The sequence below is a fragment of the Ruegeria sp. AF3 genome, assembly GCF_056536285.1.
Genome location: NZ_JBQFJM010000001.1, coordinates 2236329 through 2255467, shown reverse-complemented (window position 1 = coordinate 2255467; position 19139 = coordinate 2236329). Strand labels below are relative to the sequence as shown.

The window sequence follows — 19139 nt, the reverse complement described above, 5'->3', positions numbered from 1 at the left end:
ATGGATTGGCCTCAGGCCAAGAAGGGGGCTGGCCCCCTTTAACCTGCTTACTGTGCGCGTACCGTATCGATCATCAGCTGAACATTCTCAGGATCGGCATCCGGCGTGATCCCATGTCCCAGGTTGAAGATGTGCGGTCCCTTAGAGAACGCCTCGACAATCCGCCGCGTCTCATCCACCAGAGCCTGCCCACCGGTCACCATATGCGACGAGGCCAGGTTTCCCTGTACACAACCATCAATCTGTACATGTCTGGCGGCCCAATCGGGCGACACCGAATTGTCCAGCGCGACGCAATCCACACCCGTCGTCTTGGCAAACCCGACATACCCCTCCCCCGCCTCGCGCGGGAAACCGATCACCGGGATGCCGGGGTGACGCTCCTTGATGGCCTGTGTAATCACACGACACGGTTCCACCGCGTATTTGCGAAACGCGTCACCTTTCAGGGAACCCGCCCAGCTGTCGAAAATCTTGATCACCTCGGCCCCAGCGTCGATCTGAGCTGACAGATACTCAATTGTTGCCTCCGTGATGCGATCCAGAAGCGCCTCGAATAAAGCAGTATCGCTCTCTCGCAGAGCGTGAGCTGGTCCCTGATCGGGTGTTCCACGCCCAGCGATCATGTAGGTCGCGACCGTCCAGGGCGCGCCGGCAAACCCGATCAGCGCGGTCTCAGACGGCAATTCTCGCGACAGGATCCGAACAGTTTCATAAACTGGTGACAACGTCTCATGAATCGCATCTATCGGTTTAAGCGCATCAAATTCGGATGGCCGCGTGATAGTCGACAAACGTGGGCCTTCGCCGGTCACAAACCACAGATCCGCACCCAGCGCCTGCGGCACTAGCAGGATATCGGCAAACAGGATCGCAGCGTCAAAGCCATAGCGCCGGATTGGCTGCAATGTGACTTCGGCGGCCAGTTCCGGGTTATAGCATAAAGACAGAAAATCTCCGGCCTGGGCACGGGTGGCCCGGTATTCCGGCAGATACCGACCCGCCTGGCGCATCATCCAGATTGGCGGCACGTCCTGTACTTCACCCGCCAGCGCCCGCAGCAGTTTCTTTGTCTCGGCCATATTCGCCCCCAATCTTCCGGTTTTGGCAACGGGTCGTCCTTCGGCGGCAATTTGTCAAGCTCAGCCCCCATTGTCAGGGCAATGTGACGCGACTAAAGCTGTGCACATGACTTTGACCCTGCCCACTCCCGCATCGCCCCTCAGAATTGGCACCCGTGGTTCACCGCTGGCTCTGGCTCAGGCCTATGAAACCCGCCAACGCCTGAGCGATGCTTTCGATCTGCCCGAAGCGGCCTTTGAAATCGTCGTGATCAAAACAACCGGCGACAATCGCGCAATGATCGATGCGGATCGTCCCCTGAAGGAAATCGGCAACAAGGGCCTGTTCACCAAGGAAATCGAAGAGGCGATGTTGCGCGCTGAAATCGATATCGCCGTGCATTCAACGAAAGACATGCCTGTTGAACAGCCCGAAGGGCTGGTTCTGGACACATTCCTCCCGCGCGAAGATGTGCGTGACGCTTTCATCTCACCGCGCCTTAACTCAATCCACGATCTGCCCGAAGGGGCCGTTGTGGGCACCTCGTCTTTGCGGCGCCGGGCACAACTGCTGAATCGGCGGCCGGATCTGAAAGTGGTCGAGTTTCGCGGGAACGTGCAGACGCGGCTGAAAAAACTGGAAGCCGGGGTCGCGGATTGCACTTTTCTGGCCATGGCAGGCATTCGCCGTCTGGACATGGACGAGGTTCCAGCCAGCGCCATTTCTCCGGATGACATGCTGCCCGCGATTGCACAGGGTACCATTGGCATCGAACGGCGCAGCAACGACATGCGAGCGGCTGAAATGCTTGAAGCGATTCATCACGCGGAAACGGGATGGCGGCTGGCCGCCGAACGCACCTTGCTGGCCGCGCTGGACGGGTCTTGCGAAACTCCGATCGCCGGTCTGGCAGAACTGGACGGAGACAACTTAAGGCTGCGCGGCGAAGTCCTGCGCCCCGATGGATCGGAAACCGTGAACAGAGATGTGACCGGTGCTGTCAAAGACGGGCCGGAAATGGCCCGCGCGATGGCGGCGGAACTGCTGGAACAGGCGGGTCCGGGTTTTTTCGATTGGAAAAAATCAAATTAAATTGAGGCAGTGTGAACTTGATCACTGTGGCTGCCGGGAATCTCAGGCATTAATGTGACATACCGATGAGGAAGTCGGGTCAGTCTCGAAAGTATCGAAAAGTTTTCAGATTGCCGGTGATTTAATCAGTATTCGAGGGGGCGAGGCTGATCCCCGACTTCCAAAGGTAGCGGGTCGCTGTTGAATTCAACGGCGACCCGTTTACGTTGTATACATCCAACCTTCAGGAAATGGCATCAACAGCGTGACGGACAGCGTGGCGGGTCTGTTCCAGATCCGCATCGGTGATCGCCAGCGACGGATAAAGCTTGCCCGGAGACTTGAAGATTCCATGGGCGCGCAGCACCGCATTGTAAGTGGCGTTGCGCTGTTGATCATCATGGTTTGCACTGCGATAATCACGGCATTCAGCGTTGGTGAAATAGATGTCAAACAAAGTCTCGTCACCGCAAATCCGATGCGCGATGCCCGCTTCATTCAAGGCGTCCGACTGAATCTGCTGCAAGTGTTTTCCAATTGCGCGCAAACGCTCATACGCGCCGTCACGCCGCAGAATCTCCATCGTCTTCAGACCAGCTGCCGAGGCGACCGGATTCCCCGATAGGGTCCCCAACTGCATCAGCCAACCTTCTTCCCCGACCTTCGATTTATCGAAATGCTTCATGATCTCGACGCTGGCACCGAGCGCAGCCAGAGGGAAGCCACCGCCCGTGATCTTACCCAAAGTGCAGATATCCGGTGTGACCCCGTATCGTTCCTGCGCCCCGCCATAAGCCAGCCGGAATCCGGTGACAATCTCATCAAAGATCAACAGCACACCATGTTGATCACACAGGGCTCGTAGGCCCTGCAAATATCCTGGTATTGGCGGGATAATCCGTTGTAAAGGCTCGACCATAATCGCGGCAACGTCGTCATTTTCATCCAGCAAAGCAGCGACGGCTTCCAGATCGTTAAAGGGCGCGATCAGCATTTGCTCAGCCACGCTGTCGGGGATACCGGCGCTGTCGGGAACTGCCTGCGGGAAATTGACTCTGCGGCTTGGGGCAAGGCTCATCTGCGCCTCGGCGCTCATACCGTGATAACCGCCTTCAAACTTCAGGATCTTGCTGCGCCCGGTATAAGCCCGCGCCAGGCGAATCGCATACATGTCGGCTTCGCCGCCCGACGCGACAAAGCGCACCTGCTCGCAGCAGGGAACGGCGTCGATGATCGCTTCGGCCAGTTCGATGCCCTTGCTGTTGTTTGCAAAAAACGTCATCCCCTTGGGCAGCTGTTCCAATACGGCTTCCATCACCTCGGGGTGGCCATGGCCCAGCAGCATCGGACCCGACCCGATCAGATAATCGACATATTCGTTGCCGTCCTCGTCCCAGACTCGGCTGCCTTCACCACGGGCGATGATGATTTCGGGATCAAAGTTGCCAAACCCCCCGGCGGGCAGAACGTCATTCGCGCGTGCAATCCACTCGGATTGTGTTCGGATTTTCAGCATCTCAGTCGATCTCCAGAATTGGGGTGCCGAGAATATCGAGGTCCGGCACAACACCTAAACCCGGACCTTCGGGCGGAGCAATCCGGCCGTTTTCACGAATTGGTGCATCAGGACACAGACGTGGGGCCACGTAAGAAGACAAGTCGCACGTGTTCATCAGAGAACCTTTCGGCGTCGACGCCGCAAAGTGAAGTGAAGCCGCAGTAATAATATCAGACCCCCATGTGCATTCCGCGCATATCTCGGTGCCCAGATGCACGGTCAGATCCCGAGCACGACGCATTGCCGACAATCCGCCGAATTTCGAAAGTTTAAGCGCCACTGCATCCATGCACCCCAGTTCATGCGCACGCATAAGCGAGACAAGATCAAAGGCACTCTCGTCGATTTTCATCGGAAGACCGGTAGCCTGACGGACAGCGGCACAGTCTTCCAGCGTTTTGCAGGGCTGTTCCAGCATCACGTCCAGATGTGCCACCGCACGCCCGGTTCGGGTCGCCTGCAAGCGCGATGCTCCACAATTCCAGTCACCATATACCAACGGCCCGGTTCCCACGGCTTCGCGCACTTTGATCAACCGTTCGGCATCCGCCTGCCAATCTCCCTCGACGCCCAGCTTGACCTGAAACTGGCGGATGCCGGTTTGAAAAGCGGATTTGGCAATGCGCGCCATCTCGTCCGGTGCAATGCAAGTAATTGAATGATAGAGCGGCATATTTGCCTGCGTTCGCCCACCCAACACCGCATAAACCGGCAACCCTGCCGCCTGACCGAACAGGTCCCAAAACGCGATATCGACGATCGATTTCGCGTATTGATGCCCTTGCAGAAACCCGTCCAGCTTGCGCATGGGGGCGTCTATACCAAAAGGAGTGATCCCGAGGATTTCAGGCCCCAACTCAGCAATGGCTCCCGGCACCCCATCCGCATAGGCCGGCAGGTAATGCGGGATCGGGCAGACCTCACCCCATCCCCTGTGACCGGTATCCGTTTCAAGGCTCAGAATATGGGATTTCACAGTGGCACAAGTCTTGCCGTCAGCCATGTGGTACGTTTCGTGACTTGTCAGATCGACAGACCAGAGCGTTATCTTGTTGATTTTCAAGCGTATACTCCCACTGGATCACCTAATGTGCTTTCATCCGGATGAACGCCAAGTCCAGGCTCTTCTGGCAGGTGCAAGTGGCCATCAACATTCCGAGGCCCACGCCCCCCGGCAATATCGACCGTGATCATGTCCTGACAGGCCCATACTGCAAGGCAGTTGTTATCCGGGATGGTCGCGGCCAGATGCAATGCTTCGGTATCGGCCAGAACCGTACCGCCAGTGGCCATTACGAACATGTCTATCCCATGGGCCAATGCGATATCCCGAATGCGCGCAGCCTTGGTCAGCCCGCCGACGCGGTTCAACTTGATCCCGAAAATCTGAGTCAGACCATCGCGGGCGATAAGGGCCGCATCCTGCAAAGTCACAAGGCTTTCGTCCACTGAAACGGGCGACGAATGAAGTCCCGAGATTGCAGCAATGTCATCCAGCGTCTCACAAGGTTGTTCGAACATGACATTAAGTTCCGCGCAGGTGCTCATCACACGCAACGCTTGCTGACGCGTCCAGCCTCGATTGACATCATAAAGAACGATCTCGCCGGGTCGCCGAATACTCTCGACATCGCGAACACGCGCGATGTCCCGTTCAACGTCACCGCCGATCTTTACGGAATGGGCGATGTAGCCCCGCTGGCGATAACGCTCTATGACCGCGCGCGTTTCGTCGACGGTTTTCGCCCCGACCGAGGACGCAATCGGGCGCGGTGTCCGCGATCCACCCCCCATCAGATCGGCAATCGGCACGCCCGCCGCCTGACCCGCGATATCCCAGCAGGCCATATCAATTGGGCTTTTGGCATAAAGGTGCCCGGGCAAGGCAAGATCCATCGCCCGTTCCACCTCCAAAACCCGTCGCGGATCCAGGCCCAGAATGAACGGCGCCATCGTTTCAATTCCAGCGCGGATACCCGGTCCATGCGCGGGCACATAGGTATGGCCCCATGGGGTCCCTTCACCCCAGCCAACAAACCCCGCATCGGTCTCGATTTTCACGAGTGTCGCGTCAAGGGTTTCGAATTTCAGCCGCCCACCAGACAACCAATATGGATGCTCAAGCGGGAGATCGATGTGATATACAGTGATAGCTTTGATCTTCATGCGATATCCATCCGGGGCAAGTCACCCATGCCTTCACCGCGCCACAGGACATAGGTCAGGATCGGCTGATCTGTGGTGACCATGGCATGACTTTGCCAACTTGCGTGCAAGCGCGTTTGATTGGCACCAATATAAGTTTCGTCCCCATCGACCTTGAACAACGCACCTCCGCCAAGAACGAGGTAGAGTTCTTCGGCCTGATGGCTGTGCCAATCGTAATTCAGGCCAGCCCCCCAATACGCGATGTAGCCGCGCAGCAGGGTCGAGTGAAAATGTCCGGTTGGACCGAACAGCTCATAATAGCCGTATCGGTTCAGGAAATCCGCACCAACTTCGTCTTCAGTGTAGGTGTGTTTCCAATGTGCCAGATGCGCCGTCGCTTTGACCGCCGTGATCAGGTCACGGGTTGGCGCGTCTTCAACAAGGTCGAAGGCTGCCACCAGTCTCGTTGCGGGAATGGGTGCGGGATCCAACCCCGTCGGGGTCAGATTACCCGGCCAAGACGCGAACGCAGCCAGATCCGGATGCGCATGGTGCATTTGCCGGGCAGCTTTAAGAACATCGTCAAGCGTCATGGCATCACCACGATGTTGCCGGCGTGCTCTTTCGCAATGAACGCGGCTTGCGCATCTCGGAGATCCTCCAACGGGTATGTCGCGGCAAGCGCTGGCTGGATCTCACCAGCCTCGATGTATGTTACGAGGTTCTTCATGACCTGAGGGTCAATGACGGTCGAACCGGTGAAGGTCAGGTCGCGCAGGTAGAATGTGCGCAGATCAAGTTCGACGATCGGGCCTGCAATTGCGCCCGAACAGGTATAGCGGCCACCCCGTTCCAATATGTCGATCAGGTTCGGCCAGTATGGTCCGCCCACGACATCTGCGACCACACTGATCTTTTCTACGCCCAGCGCCTCGCGCAGGTTCGCAGGAGCGCGTGGCAGAATGACGTCGGGGCCAAGCCTGGCCACGTCCGCGTGTTTGGATTCGGATGCCATCGCGATCACCCGTGCGCCGCGCCGTTTGGCCAGTTGCACAAGCGCACCGCCCACACCGCCGGAAGCACCTGGAACCAAAAGTGTATCCTCGCCGGTCACATTGGCTCGGGTCAACATGCCTTCGGCGGTGGAGTAAGAGCAGGAAAAAGTTGCCAGTTCAGCATCCGTCAGGTTCGAGGTGATTGCCACAGCATTCACCGCCAGAGTTGTCGCGTATTCGGCAAAACCACCATCCCGTTCCGAGCCGAAATAGCCGGTCTTGTCCATATTGTCGGGTTCCACCGGGTCGCGCAGCCAGCCATCCGTAATGACACGCTCGCCAATACGCGCCAGGTCAACACCGTCGCCGACGGAAACGATATGCCCGCAGATATCGGCCCCTTGAATTCGCGGAAAGGTGATCGGATTACCGCCCCAGGTGGGATCTTCTTCGCCAACCTCTTCAAACGCACCACCGGTCGTCGCGGCTGTGACCGTCTTGGAATACCAACCTGACCGCGTATTGACGTCCGTATTGTTCAACCCGCATGCCGCAACCTTGATCAGCACTTCGCCCTCCGCAGGTTCAGGGCGCGGCCAGTTATCGTGCCGAACTATCTGCTCTAAACCTCCATGGCCCATCGTGACCATGGCTTTCATTGTGGCGGGCAGGCTCATCAGGCGGTCTCCACTACTGCGTCTGTGCGGGGCAGCAGGCTTTCTGGATCGTAGGCGGGCTTATCCAGTACACAAGCCGGACGCGGCTTGCCGTGAATCACGACCTCCAATTCGGTTCCCGCTTTTGCTGCTTCGGGTTTGATGTAGGCAAAGGCCAATATCTTACCAACCGTGTGACCGAACGCGACCGAAGCCGTCGAGCCTATGACACGCCCGTCCAGCATCACCGCCTCGCCTCCATGGCCGTCAATTTCGCCATCCGGCTCGATTTGCAGATAGGCACATATCCATGGCAAATCGGTGTTCAGCGTCTTGTCCCTGCCCAGGTAGTCCTTGCCCGTACGGGCAAAGCGCAGCGCGTCAGCTTCGGCCAGCGTGACCTCGTTGGTCAGCTCACCTGCCCCTTTGAAGCCCTTCTCCATCCGCATCACGTTCATGGCGAAACTGCCGTAGTCGGCGATGCCATACGCCTCGCCCGCAGCCCATAGCGCATTGTAGACATCAAGGCAGGCAGCGTTAGGCATATGCAGTTCCCAACCCAGTTCGCCCGCATAAGACATGCGAAACGCCCAGAGTTTATGACCGGCAATCGTGACCTCTTGCGCTGACAGCCAGCGGAACCCGGCATTGCTCAGATCGGTATCCGTACAGCGCGCCAGAACTTCGCGTGATCTGGGGCCGTTTAGCGACAAGGCCGACCAATCAGAAGACAGCGCGGTGATCTGCACAACTTCACCCTTACGCTGATGCGCCAGGTGATCAAGCAAGCGCTGTTCGAAGAACGCCGCACAGACCAGATAGAAGCGGTCTTCGGCGATGCGGACAATCGTAGTCTCCAACTCAATCCGGCCACGGCGGTTCAACATATGGGTCAGCGTGATCGAGCCAACCTTTTGCGGCATCCTGTTAGCAGTCAACCGATCAAGTAGGGTATAGGCATCCGGCCCCGATACTTCGACTTTGGTGAAGGCGGTGACATCCATGATGCCGACACGTTCGCGCACTGCCTTGACCTCGGCCGCGACCATGTCGTCGGCAGGAGTGCGGCGGAAGGAATAGTGATCGCGCTGTTCCACGCCATCGCGGGCGAACCAGCGGGGGCGTTCGAAGCCATAGACCTCTTCATGTACCGCGCCTTTAGACTTCAGCAACTCATACAGTGGCGACGGCTTGATCGGACGCCCTGCAAGTCGATTGAAGTGTGGAAACGGGATTTCGTGACGTAAGCAATAATCTTCTTCCGCCTTGGTCACCTGCCAGTCTTTGGTGGCATAGCTGCCAAAGCGGCGCGGATCGAAATCCCGCATCGAGATATCGGCAGCCCCATGCACTATCCAGCGGGCCAGTTCACGGGTCAGACCCGGCCCCCAGCCGATGCCGATCTGCGTCCCGCAACAGCACCAGTAATTTCGCACACCCGGCGCAGGACCGATCAAGGGGTTGCCGTCCGGCGGATGTGATATCGCCCCATGCACATCACGTTGAATGCCCAGTTCGGAAAAAATCGGCATCCGGTTCAGACTTTCCTCAAGCCATGGCATTACCCGGCCATAATCCGCGTCGAACAACCAGTTCTCGTACTCCCAAGGGCAATGATCATGCCAGACCGAGTTCGGGTTCTCTTTCTCGTATATTCCGATCAGGCCGCGCTGCTGCTCCATCCGGATATAGCCCGAGACTTTGCGGTCATCGCGGATCACCGGCAGTTCCTTGTCCAAGTTCTGGAATTCGGGCACTGGCTCAGTCACGAAATAATGGTGCGTCATTGACGTCATGGGCAGTTGCAGCCCGGACCATTCGCCCATCTGGCGCGCGTAGGTGCCGCCCGCGTTCACCATATGCTCACAGACGATGGTGCCCTGTTCGGTCTCAACAATCCATTCGCCGTTTGCGCCCTGCGTGATGTTCGTCGCCCGGCAGCTGCGGAAGATGCGCACGCCCTTCTGGCGTGCCCCGGCTGCCATCGCCATGGTCACATTGGTCGGATCCACATGCCCGTCATCCGGTGTATGCAGCGCGCCCAGAACACCATCAAGGTTATAGAATGGATGCAGTTCAGCCACCTTCTCGGGACCGACAAGTTCGATATTGAAACCCAGCGACCGGCCCACCGACAGGGTATGGCGCAGCCAATCCATCTCATCCTCGGTATATGCGAGACGGAACGAGCCGCAGCCATGCCATGTGACAGGCTGACCTGTCTCTGCCTCAAGCAGGCCGGAATACAAACTGATGTTGTAATCGACGCATTTGCCCAGACCAAAGCTTGAGGTTGAATGCGTAATCTGCCCTGCCGCATGCCATGTACTGCCGCTGGTCAGCTCGGCCTTTTCCAGCAGAACAGTCTCTTCGCCCCAGCCTTCATGGGCCAGATGGTAGGCCAGACCAACGCCCATGACGCCGCCTCCGACGATGACCACGCGTGCGTGTGACGGCAGTTCATTCCCGGACATGATTTTTCCTCTTCCCGAGTCGCTTTTCTGCTCGACAGGCTAATTCCACATTTGTACCATCGTCAATCATGAATGACACAAATGTATCATCAACTGTTCTGGACCGCCTGACCGAAGAGTGGGACGCCCTGACCCCTGAGGCGCAGAAAGCCGCGCGTTACGTTCTGGAGAACCCTACGGATGTAGGGGTCTCAACCGTGCGCGAAATTGCCGAGGCAGCAAAGGTCAAACCCAACACCTTCGTGCGCATGGCACGGCAAGTGGGGTTTGAAGGGTACGAAGATTTTCGCGAACCCTTTCGCGACGCGATCCGAAAAGGGCGCGTGTCGTTTCCAGACCGTGCCAGATGGCTTCAGGACATCGGCAAATCCGGTGAATTGGGCGGCCTGTATGCCGATATGATCGGCGCCGCGATCCGGAATATCGAGGAAACATTTGCAGGGATCGACGCGACCCGCCTGAAATCTGCTGCCGAAGTCATCTGGAATTGTCGCCAGATTTTCACACTCGGCGTGGGCGTCAACAATTCCAACGCGCGCAACTTTACCTATCTGGCTTCGACCGGGATGAAGCAGTTTCATGCAATCCCCCGCCCCGGTTCAACCCCGGTAGACGATCTTGCATGGGCGGATGAACAGGACGTGCTGATTGCGATCACCTGTCATCCCTACCGAACCGAAGTGATCGAGGCGGTCAAACTGGCACGTCAGCAGGGCCTGACTGTCATAGGTATCTCAGACAGCCCGGCCAGCCCTGTGATCCGGAACGCCCATCACGGGTTTGTCGTCGCAGCAGATACGCCGCAGTTTTTCCCATCATCCGTTTCGACCATCGCGCTGCTGGAAACGCTGCTGTCTTTCGTGATCGCGGTATCCAGCGACGAGATCGTCGAACGGGTCGAACGTTTCCATCGTCGTCGCCATCAGCTTGGAATCTATGCGGAGGAACCCGAATGAACGTACCGCTGACCCACTCACTGGACGCGCGATATTATACCGACCCCGCCATTTTCGAGAAGGAGATGCAGGGGCTTTTGGCCCGAACATGGCAGTTCGCAGGCCATGTCGCGCAGGTTCGGGAAACAGGGGATTACTTTGCTTTTGAGATCGCCGGGCAAAACCTGTTCTGCATTCGCGGACGCGATGGCGAAATTCGCACTTTCTATAACGTCTGCCAGCACCGCGCGCACGAAATGGTCTCGGGCGCAGGAAACACCCGCGTCGTCGTCTGCCCTTACCACGCGTGGACTTACGAGTTGTCCGGCCAGCTGCGCGCGGGTCCAAATATCAAATCCGTCCCCGGATTTGACCGCAGTGCAATCTGCCTGACGGCGGTCCGGACCGAAATCTTCAATGGGTTCATCTTCGTCAATCTCGACGAAAACGCAGCCCCGATGGATGACTGGTATCCCGGAGTGCGGCAGGAAATCCGTACATTTGTCCCACATATCGACGAGCTTGAGCCGCTGGAATGGGTCGAGATCCCTGAACACTGCAACTGGAAGGTCAGCGTCGAGAATTATTCGGAATGCTATCACTGCCCGACCAACCACCCGACTTTTGCTGAAGGTGTCGTCAAGCCCGAAACCTACGACATCCAACCCGATGCAGGCGGCGGTTTCGTGCTGCGCCACACGACCGAATGTCAAAGTCTCGACAAGATGACTTACCCTATCGACCTGTCGGTGCCTCATGCGGGCGATTACCAGTCTTGGTTCCTGTGGCCTATGTTTTCGTTCCAGTGCTACCCGGGCAATGTGCTGAACACATATCACTGGCACGCAAGTGACACGGATCACTGCACCGTCTGGCGCGGTTGGTACACTGAAGGTGGTTCGGAAAGCGCGGTGATCCGGCAACTGGCCGTTCAGGACAGGGAAACAACGGTCGAAGAAGACATCCGGCTTGTGGAATCCGTCCATCGCGGCCTCAGATCTCGCGGTTACCGCCCCGGCCCGCTGGTGCTGGATCCGGGTTGCGGTGTGATGTCCGAACACTCAATCGCCAAGTTGCAACAATGGATGCGCGAGGCCGTGGAATGAAACCCGCCCTTGGCAGACATAACCTGTTTGCCCTGCCCTTGAGCGGATAGATCAACCACGCTGATGCTCAAGGAATGGCACCCTTGCGAAATCGACCGGCCCTGGCCTAAAGCCACGCAGGTATAACGACATAGTGGACCAGCCACACCGGTTAAAACAGATGCACCAGTTGATAATTTCGCACTACGATCCTGCATACAAACACCGCCTGACACGCTGACAAACCGGAGACCCACAATGGCCGACTTATTTGACGAAGACCTGTTCCTGAAAGGGTTGGAACAACGGAAGAATACACTGGGCGCAGAGTATGTAGAAAAGAACCTTGCAGCGGCTGACGATTTCACCCGCCCGTTTCAGGAAGCCATGACCGCCTGGTGCTGGGGTTTTGGCTGGGGGGATGACGTGATCGACGCAAAAACGCGGTCGATGATGAACCTGTCCATGATCGGCGCTTTGGGAAAGATGCATGAATGGGAAATCCACTGCCGCGGCGCCATCACCAACGGGGTCACCAAAGAAGAAATACGCGCCATCATCCACGTGGTCGGGATTTATTGCGGCGTTCCGCAAGCATTGGAGTGTTTCCGCGTCGCCCGTAAAGTGCTGGAAGACAAATAAACGCCATCAAAGACCAGCTTCGGCCAACAGTCGCGCGCCTTCGTCATAGTATTTTCTGTTTTTGAAACAGCCGGGCCAGGCCCAGCGCTCGGCCGTAAATCCGGGCTGCAATTCCAGGATGCGACGGGCGTGCCGACGTGCCAGTGACTGGTTGCCTGCCGCAGCGGACAACATGCATAACACGACCCGCGCCCGCACGCTGCCGGGGTCCACTCGCAAGACATTATGCGCGTGCTGCCATGCTGCCTTGTCTTCCGAGAGGGCAAGGGTCATTGACAAGTTCGCCTCGATCCAGATCGGCGGGTGCGGAGTTAACGCAAGAGCTTGCCGATACGTGGCTATTCCGTCCTCAAGCCGGTCGTCATACATCAACAAGACACCATAATAGCCCAGCAATTCGGGGCTGCTGTGGAACCGCTCAAGAACCTTGCGCATCAGCTGGCAAGCCTTGGCAGTATGGCCAGCAACATTTTGGGTAAACGCTTCGAGCGCGGCACAATAGGGATCCGCCGGGTGTTTTTCACGCATGATGGCGCAGTCGGCCTCGACCAGAGCCAGCGTTTGTTCCGGCGAATCTTCCATGCCCAACCGGATCAGATCCAGGCGGCAGAATCCGACAGCGATCCGCGCAGGCAGATAGTCCGGATCGCGCCGCAAACAGACCTCATACTGGCGGATGGCACGAAACAGGCCGTCCTTGGTCGTAAGGCTTTCCTGAATGCGGCCATTCTGAAATGCCGTCCAAACTTCGGTGGATGTAGCGTGTGCTGACCAGATATCGGACCAGTGACCATCCCGCAGCCGCAACTGAAGCGCTTCGACAACTTTCATTGCGATTTCTTCAACGGCGTCAAACGTATCCTTTTCCCGAAACCGGAAACGTTCGGTCCACAGGCACACCTGATCCACAGTTGACGTCAATTGTGCTGCCACGCGCAGCCCTTCGGCCCCTACCACGCTGCCGCTTAGCATATAACCGTCGACAGGCCCTTCCTGTCTTCGCGCATCGCGCAATTCAATGACATCCGACAACGTGCCCAAAAGGAAAAGCAATTCGTCCCGGATCGAGGCCGCCGCCACGTTGATGTTGTTATCGTCACCAATTACTTCAAACGGCTCGACAACAATTGCTGGTCTCTGGCGCCCCCAATGGGATGGAAAGCGCGCGCCAACCGGAACGGGCGCGTTTTCATCAAAACCAACATCCCAATAAGCTTGCCGTTCAACGGCCAACCAGTCTTCAAATTCCGGGTCTGCAACATCCAACCCTTCCAGAAGCTCGGCGCGATCCGGTTGAAGCGGTTCATCAAACAAATCAATTTCAAGCGCTTTCAGGTCGATGGAGACATTCTCGCGCCCGATGTCCAGAAACCCCAGACCGAACCCGGCCAGATGCTTGGTCAAGACACTAAGTTCCTTGCGCAACGATGCCGCACCCTGTGCGGGTGAGCTTTTGCTCCAAAGCTTGTCTTGCAGCCAGGCCCTGCTGCGAACAGCATTTTTAGACAACAACACCAAGGCGAGAAGCGCTTTCGCCTTGGTGCCGCGTGGTGTTGCATCCTGGCCGTCGTCGCAAATCACCTGAAACGGACCGGTCAGGAATATCTTGGTTTTTGCCTTACTCAAATAAACTCCTCAGGCAAGTTCAGACACTGCGGTCAGGAACCACAGCCATAAACGACAATGCCACCCATCGCTTCATAGGCCAGCTTGCAGCACCATGACTGGTGATCGGGATTTGGGTCTGGCTCTTTTTCGCTCAGATCGGGGATGACAATGTGAACCCTGTCCTTGGAATCATAGACGAACTCCACCGCAGGATTACCGACATCCGAAAGGATGTCATGTATCTTCTGCTCAGCCGCATCGCGATCTTCTGGCGACCCCAGCGCGTTGCTCCGGGCGGCGTTCAAAACTTCACACCCAAGATCCTTAAGTGTGTATTTCGGATTAATAGTCAAACGAGCCATACTAAAAGTCCTTTCTTAACAACCACAACCATTTGTATAACCCGTTACATACCTATCCGGAAACAAAAATGACTGACGCGCTGATTGAACTGGCCGAAAACGCAGGGCTTATTTCCGGACCTTCTTTTGCTGAATTTCCCAAAGGTGCTCCGATCCACACCGCCTTTCGCATGATCAATTTGCGAAACGGAACAGTGCCACCCGCTGGCGCAATGAAACATCGCGTGTCCTTCGGCACTGCGCGTAACCGGAACGAAGCCGCGCGGCTTTCGGGTTTCGAAGCGATCGAACGTTATGCGCTGCAATACAGCGCGGATTCGCCTGAAACCCGCGAGAGCCTGATTTCATCGGACGGTGCCACGCATTTTCTGCCACGTGATGCCCTTGCTCTGGGTGCGCCGGGCAGCGACGGGCAGATCACGTCGAAGGGGGCCGCAGCGGGACCAACGCATGAGGCCGCTGCGCTATGGGCCTCGCTTGAATGTCTGGAACACGCGCTTGGACCACGTGAGTTCGACCAAGTGTTGCCCGAAACAGCGCTGCCGCGCGATCTGACCCGCTGGCTGAACACCTACCTGCGCAATCTGAGCGTTCACCTTCGCGTGGTTCCGGCGGTCGGCTTGCTACTGCGTGCGGTCTGCGCCGATGCGGATGGCGGGCGGCCAACCTATGGAACGGCTTTTTCCGCCGATCTGGCGACAGGTGTCTGGCACGCGGCATGCGAAGCGGTTGTGTCCTGGCGCAATATGGTGACGCTTGACCACACCGGCGTGACAGATGACGCGATGAATGAGGAACAGGCACGCTTGTTCCGACTGTATCGCGGCGCGCAAACCAATCGCCCGCCAACTCCGGCATCCTCTTTCGATGTGGATGCCTGGAAAAGCCCCGACCCGACGCTAATGGCTGTATTGACAGCGGCGGCCAACGCTGCCGGGCGTCCGATTGCCATATTCGATATGACGGCGCCGGAAATACCTTTGCCCGTGGTCAAAGCCGTGCCGGTTTGAAACCTTTGTCAGTGACTGAATTGGCGAGTTAGCGCTACGTTGCCAAAGACCTCGGTTTCGGTCCGGTCCGCAAATTCAGAAATCTGTTTGCATCGTTTGGTTTCTGGAAGCCCACAAACGATGTCGCCTGGATCAACAGGCGGGACTTCAACAAATTCGACCCTTGTGATCGCGCGTGGTTTGGCCGCTACTGTTATCAAGGGGCCAACTTCGATCAGGCTGGCAAGCGCGTAACCCGACACAGGCCGTGCGGTTGGCCCTGTTCCCATGGTGATATCGTCCAGAAACCGGGGATCATCGTCGCCCGGCCCGAACTCAAGGCGCATGGGCATTCCAGCTTCACCGCGCTGATAACGCACCCAATCTGTCGGCACATCCACCGCATCCACGAAGAGTTCGGAAATGTGAAACGCCCGAAAATAAAGCCCCAGAGGATTCACGAATGCCATCGCGCGCCCTGTCGGTGTCGCCGTGCCCTTGGAGAAGGCCAGATCAAGGGCTTCACCCGCCAAACCAGATCCCGCATGGCGACAATACAGATCCTGTCGGTTGGCAAAATGTAACACCTCACAAAGCCGCGCGGGCCTTCTGTTTTCACCATGGCCGACAACATAGGGAAATGAGGAAAGATGCATTGTGGCGATCAGGTCGCTCAGGCTGTTTGTCTCTGTGGTCATGAACAAAGCATGTTCGATATTCAACGGATGCTCTGGTGGATGGGCAAAATCTGTTCCCACCAGTCTTTTGTGAAAACGAGCGATGCGTTGAGGCACATCCATCTCGCACCAATCTGCTCGCGAAACCTCGAACAGCTCTTCGCAGGAATATGAACATCTGGATACGGTTTCGACGACCGAAAGGAAGTGATTCAGATCGAACACTGCCATGGTTCTCCACCACTCCATCAGTTCGGTCGTGGCGACAAAGCGCTTCGGCCGCATTTTGCCGTCGGAATCGGGACGTAAAATCAGCGCATATTCCAAAAATTCATTGTGCAGTTCAGCCCGGCTTGCCCATCCCTGATCCGAAAGACTGGCGGCCAGTTCCTCGCCCAGACAATCCCGGGGTTCGCGCGGGTTGGCAGACCATTTGAACCCCGTCGATATCTGACCATCGACGATGTCGTCTGGGTCCATGACCAAGAACGGGCTCACTCCATTGCCATCGAACATCCCTTCAATTCTCGAGTTCCAATCCGACAGGGCAGCTACACTCACCCCCCTATCGGCGCAACCTGGCGATTGAAAAACAGCCATCACCGAACACCGATCCGTATCTGAAATGCAGGGCTGATCTGCCATCAATAATTGCCACGGCAGTTCCAGCCTGGTTCGAGAGATCATCATCGTTGACGGGCACGGAAGCATCATGAAAAATCTCCCTCCGAAAAAAATTGAAACTTCATCCGCCCCAACCTGCCTGTTCTGGCAGGTGGCGGGTCCACCACAATTCCGGCGAACTATTGGCAACGTGGATTTCACTGCCAGAAGACCGATTACCCAAGATGCTGAGATGATCGCCGTCAAAAGTCTCAAGCGACACTTTCGATGACGTCGGTGATTTTGCCATATGTTCTGCCAGAATGCCGACCGCGATACGCTCACCCATCCGGATACTGTCGAAATAATCGCTGTAGAAATGAACGCCCGCCAAATTGCGCCCAAGTGCAATATTCGCAGCCAACTTGTTCAACTCGCCATTTAGCGTCAGGCAGTCTGCACTGTCTTCCGGTCGGGTCGAGTTGTTCAGGGTCTTACCCCCCGCAGCTGGCACAAGGACCCGAGGCAGACCGGCCGAAGCCAAAGACACCCGTGATCCATCCAAAGCGTGCGTTCTGAAGAAAGCTTTGAGCACAGTGACGCATGCCCCGGCAACGGCACCATGAGCCGCCCCATAAGACGGGTGCATTGGCGAGCCTTCGGGATAAGCAACCGGCAGCAGCAAGTTACGGTCATTTCGCGGCAGGCCCTTATGGGAAATGGCGTTATGCGCAAACCTCTTCACCGAAGGCGAGGCGGCGATTGCATCCATAAGACTGAAACCTTCGCTTGCCGCAGCTTCGAGTTTTCTCAGATGAGCCGCGGCAAAAGGCTCGGCCGCGCCAAGAGTTGCGCCGTGACCGTTCGCCATCAAACTCGTAACACTGCCCAGCTTTTCAGGCCGAGCACGATTGTGCACCTGAAACGTCTGGCGTTTCGCGGCCCTCAGGGCCCGTGCCCCGGCTTCCGTCAACAGGGACAGTACGTGCGCGCCGCCCCAGGCAGAGCCTGGATCACGCACACCGGCATATCCATCCTCGGGCAAACCTTCATCTGTCGGCGTGCCCTGTCCCAGCATCAGCAGGCAGGCATTGAAAAAAGCCTGATAGATTCTGTCAAAATGCACGTAAGAGGCAAGGTCGCGCGGTGTTTCAATGAATTTCGTTCCCTCGCTTTCAAAGGCTTGTTCAGCCGTCGTGTCCGCCCCGTTCTGAACGTCCAGCCACTCAGCCCAATCCCGCAGATAGTCCACGCCCGCCGCCTGCGGCTGGATCTTCTGGTCGATCCTCAAAGCGCCGAAGGGAACAGCCCCGACGGCCATTGCCTGCGTCAGCATTTGCTTTTGTCGGCGCGCTTGATCTGCTGTCAGTGGATCGTGGCCTTGTACCAGGAACTGCGACAGATACGGTCCCTGTGCACAGCCCTGTGAGCAACCGCGAAACAGGGTTTGAGGGGTCAGGCCGCCACCGTCCCGAACCCGCCGCGTCGCCGAAACCTTTCCAATCTCTGCGCCATCAGCGTCCCGAGGGCTGCCATCGCGCCGGAACCATTCCATCTGACAAAGGGCACCCGCCACGTTGGCCGCATCACCAGCACCATCCCTGATGGATTCGAACGGCACATCCCGCAGATAGGCCATCGCGTAAACCTCGGCCATCTCCGCCGCCAACTCATCCGATCCAAGCCGGGGCGCGGGTGCAATTCCCAACCCCCCCGCGTCACATCCGTTGAGACCAAGCCGATGACCCAGGATTGGCCCTTCCCACGCACGCCACCTAAATTCACCACCCTCTGATGGCGCGGTGCGGAAGGGCCCGGAGTAGGCTGGCGTGTCGAACAACGCCAACCGATTGCCATGATTGTCGGTGCAGGTCGGATCAGCCATTTCGTCCAGAAACTCGGTATAGACCTGCGCGTCGACAATTCCGTTCACGTCATGACGCAAACCCTTCGAGAAATTCGTGGGCCATGTCCCTTCAAAAAGGTCCGATTCACCGTTGTGATCCTTGAAAACCTCCTGAGTGGAACGCTCCAACACACTCAAACGGCGTCGACCCCGGCCTACCTTTTGATTGGCTTCATAAGGGTTCTGCCATGGTTCAGACGGAACGGTATATTGCGACATGATGTTCTCCTCATCGACAACAGAACGAATCGCATCACGGCGTTACCGGATCGTGACTTCCAAAAAGGGAATTTGTTTTCTACTTTTTTTTCAATAAGTTGCCAGCTTCAAGACTGCGTACAGAACGCTATCACGCAAAAAAATCGTGA

General features: G+C 57.1%; 16 protein-coding genes. 5 read left to right on the top strand and 11 right to left on the bottom strand.

The annotated features are described in order from the left end of the window. Positions 1-47 precede the first annotated feature (47 nt). Positions 48-1082: a uroporphyrinogen decarboxylase gene (gene hemE / locus ACR3FC_RS11345; protein WP_480474915.1), complete on the bottom strand. Its 1035-nt coding sequence runs from the start codon at positions 1080-1082 to the stop codon at positions 48-50. A gap of 106 nt (positions 1083-1188) precedes the next feature. Here hemE and hemC point away from each other — a divergent pair, with 106 nt between their 5' ends. Continuing rightward, on the top strand, positions 1189-2154 hold the full coding sequence (gene hemC / locus ACR3FC_RS11340; RefSeq protein ID WP_480474914.1) for a hydroxymethylbilane synthase: 966 nt from the start codon (positions 1189-1191) through the stop codon (positions 2152-2154). Positions 2155-2377: 223 nt separating this feature from the next. Here hemC and ACR3FC_RS11335 read toward each other — a convergent pair whose 3' ends face one another. From ACR3FC_RS11335 to ACR3FC_RS11310, 6 genes are read right to left on the bottom strand one after another with little or no spacing between them, the layout of a single operon-like run. Next, positions 2378-3649: an aspartate aminotransferase family protein gene (locus ACR3FC_RS11335; protein ID WP_480474913.1), complete on the bottom strand. Its 1272-nt coding sequence runs from the start codon at positions 3647-3649 to the stop codon at positions 2378-2380. A 1-nt stretch (position 3650) separates the two neighbouring features. Continuing rightward, the gene (locus tag ACR3FC_RS11330; protein ID WP_480474912.1) at positions 3651-4754 is read right to left on the bottom strand and encodes a mandelate racemase/muconate lactonizing enzyme family protein; all 1104 of its coding nucleotides are present in this window, start codon (positions 4752-4754) and stop codon (positions 3651-3653) included. Next, the gene (locus ACR3FC_RS11325) at positions 4751-5857 is read right to left on the bottom strand and encodes a mandelate racemase/muconate lactonizing enzyme family protein (RefSeq protein WP_480474911.1); all 1107 of its coding nucleotides are present in this window, start codon (positions 5855-5857) and stop codon (positions 4751-4753) included. Before ACR3FC_RS11325 ends, ACR3FC_RS11330 begins: the two co-directional genes overlap by 4 nt. Beyond that, positions 5854-6432 carry a dimethylsulfonioproprionate lyase family protein gene (locus ACR3FC_RS11320; protein WP_480474910.1) on the bottom strand — a complete coding sequence of 193 codons (579 nt, stop codon included), beginning with the start codon at positions 6430-6432 and terminating at the stop codon, positions 5854-5856. Before ACR3FC_RS11320 ends, ACR3FC_RS11325 begins: the two co-directional genes overlap by 4 nt. Beyond that, complete coding sequence (locus ACR3FC_RS11315) at positions 6429-7511, bottom strand: alcohol dehydrogenase family protein (RefSeq protein ID WP_480474909.1); 1083 nt, start codon at positions 7509-7511, stop codon at positions 6429-6431. Before ACR3FC_RS11315 ends, ACR3FC_RS11320 begins: the two co-directional genes overlap by 4 nt. Next, on the bottom strand, positions 7511-9964 hold the full coding sequence (locus tag ACR3FC_RS11310) for an FAD-dependent oxidoreductase (RefSeq protein ID WP_480474908.1): 2454 nt from the start codon (positions 9962-9964) through the stop codon (positions 7511-7513). The genes ACR3FC_RS11315 and ACR3FC_RS11310 overlap by 1 nt, the downstream gene beginning before the upstream one ends. A 68-nt stretch (positions 9965-10032) precedes the next feature. On the opposite strand from ACR3FC_RS11310, the gene ACR3FC_RS11305 reads away from it, so the two are divergent. The 3 genes from ACR3FC_RS11305 to ACR3FC_RS11295 all read left to right on the top strand — a co-directional run bounded on the left by ACR3FC_RS11305 (position 10033) and on the right by ACR3FC_RS11295 (position 12626). Beyond that, positions 10033-10920 (top strand): MurR/RpiR family transcriptional regulator, encoded by an 888-nt coding sequence (locus ACR3FC_RS11305; RefSeq protein ID WP_480474907.1) that lies wholly within the window; start codon positions 10033-10035, stop codon positions 10918-10920. Further along, positions 10917-12005: an aromatic ring-hydroxylating oxygenase subunit alpha gene (locus tag ACR3FC_RS11300; protein WP_480474906.1), complete on the top strand. Its 1089-nt coding sequence runs from the start codon at positions 10917-10919 to the stop codon at positions 12003-12005. The genes ACR3FC_RS11305 and ACR3FC_RS11300 overlap by 4 nt, the downstream gene beginning before the upstream one ends. 237 nt (positions 12006-12242) lie before the next feature. Next, the gene (locus ACR3FC_RS11295) at positions 12243-12626 is read left to right on the top strand and encodes a carboxymuconolactone decarboxylase family protein (protein ID WP_480474905.1); all 384 of its coding nucleotides are present in this window, start codon (positions 12243-12245) and stop codon (positions 12624-12626) included. A gap of 6 nt (positions 12627-12632) precedes the next feature. Here the strand turns inward: ACR3FC_RS11295 and ACR3FC_RS11290 are convergent, their stop codons facing one another. Both ACR3FC_RS11290 and ACR3FC_RS11285 read right to left on the bottom strand, forming a co-directional pair. Next, entirely contained in the window at positions 12633-14252 is a 1620-nt protein-coding gene (locus tag ACR3FC_RS11290; RefSeq protein ID WP_480474904.1) for a hypothetical protein, read from the bottom strand. Positions 14253-14284: 32 nt separating this feature from the next. Next, a complete protein-coding gene (locus ACR3FC_RS11285; protein WP_480474903.1) occupies positions 14285-14596 on the bottom strand; it encodes a hypothetical protein in 312 nt (103 codons plus the stop codon). A 68-nt stretch (positions 14597-14664) separates the two neighbouring features. Between ACR3FC_RS11285 and ACR3FC_RS11280 the strand changes: the two genes are divergently transcribed. Beyond that, a complete protein-coding gene (locus ACR3FC_RS11280) occupies positions 14665-15606 on the top strand; it encodes a YcaO-like family protein (protein WP_480474902.1) in 942 nt (313 codons plus the stop codon). An 8-nt stretch (positions 15607-15614) separates the two neighbouring features. Here ACR3FC_RS11280 and ACR3FC_RS11275 read toward each other — a convergent pair whose 3' ends face one another. Both ACR3FC_RS11275 and ACR3FC_RS11270 read right to left on the bottom strand, forming a co-directional pair. Beyond that, positions 15615-16742, bottom strand: coding sequence for a hypothetical protein (locus tag ACR3FC_RS11275; protein WP_480474901.1), 1128 nt, complete (start codon positions 16740-16742; stop codon positions 15615-15617). Positions 16743-17007: 265 nt separating this feature from the next. Continuing rightward, positions 17008-18990, bottom strand: a complete 1983-nt coding sequence (locus tag ACR3FC_RS11270) for a phosphatase PAP2 family protein (RefSeq protein WP_480474900.1) — start codon at positions 18988-18990, stop codon at positions 17008-17010. Positions 18991-19139 lie beyond the last annotated feature (149 nt).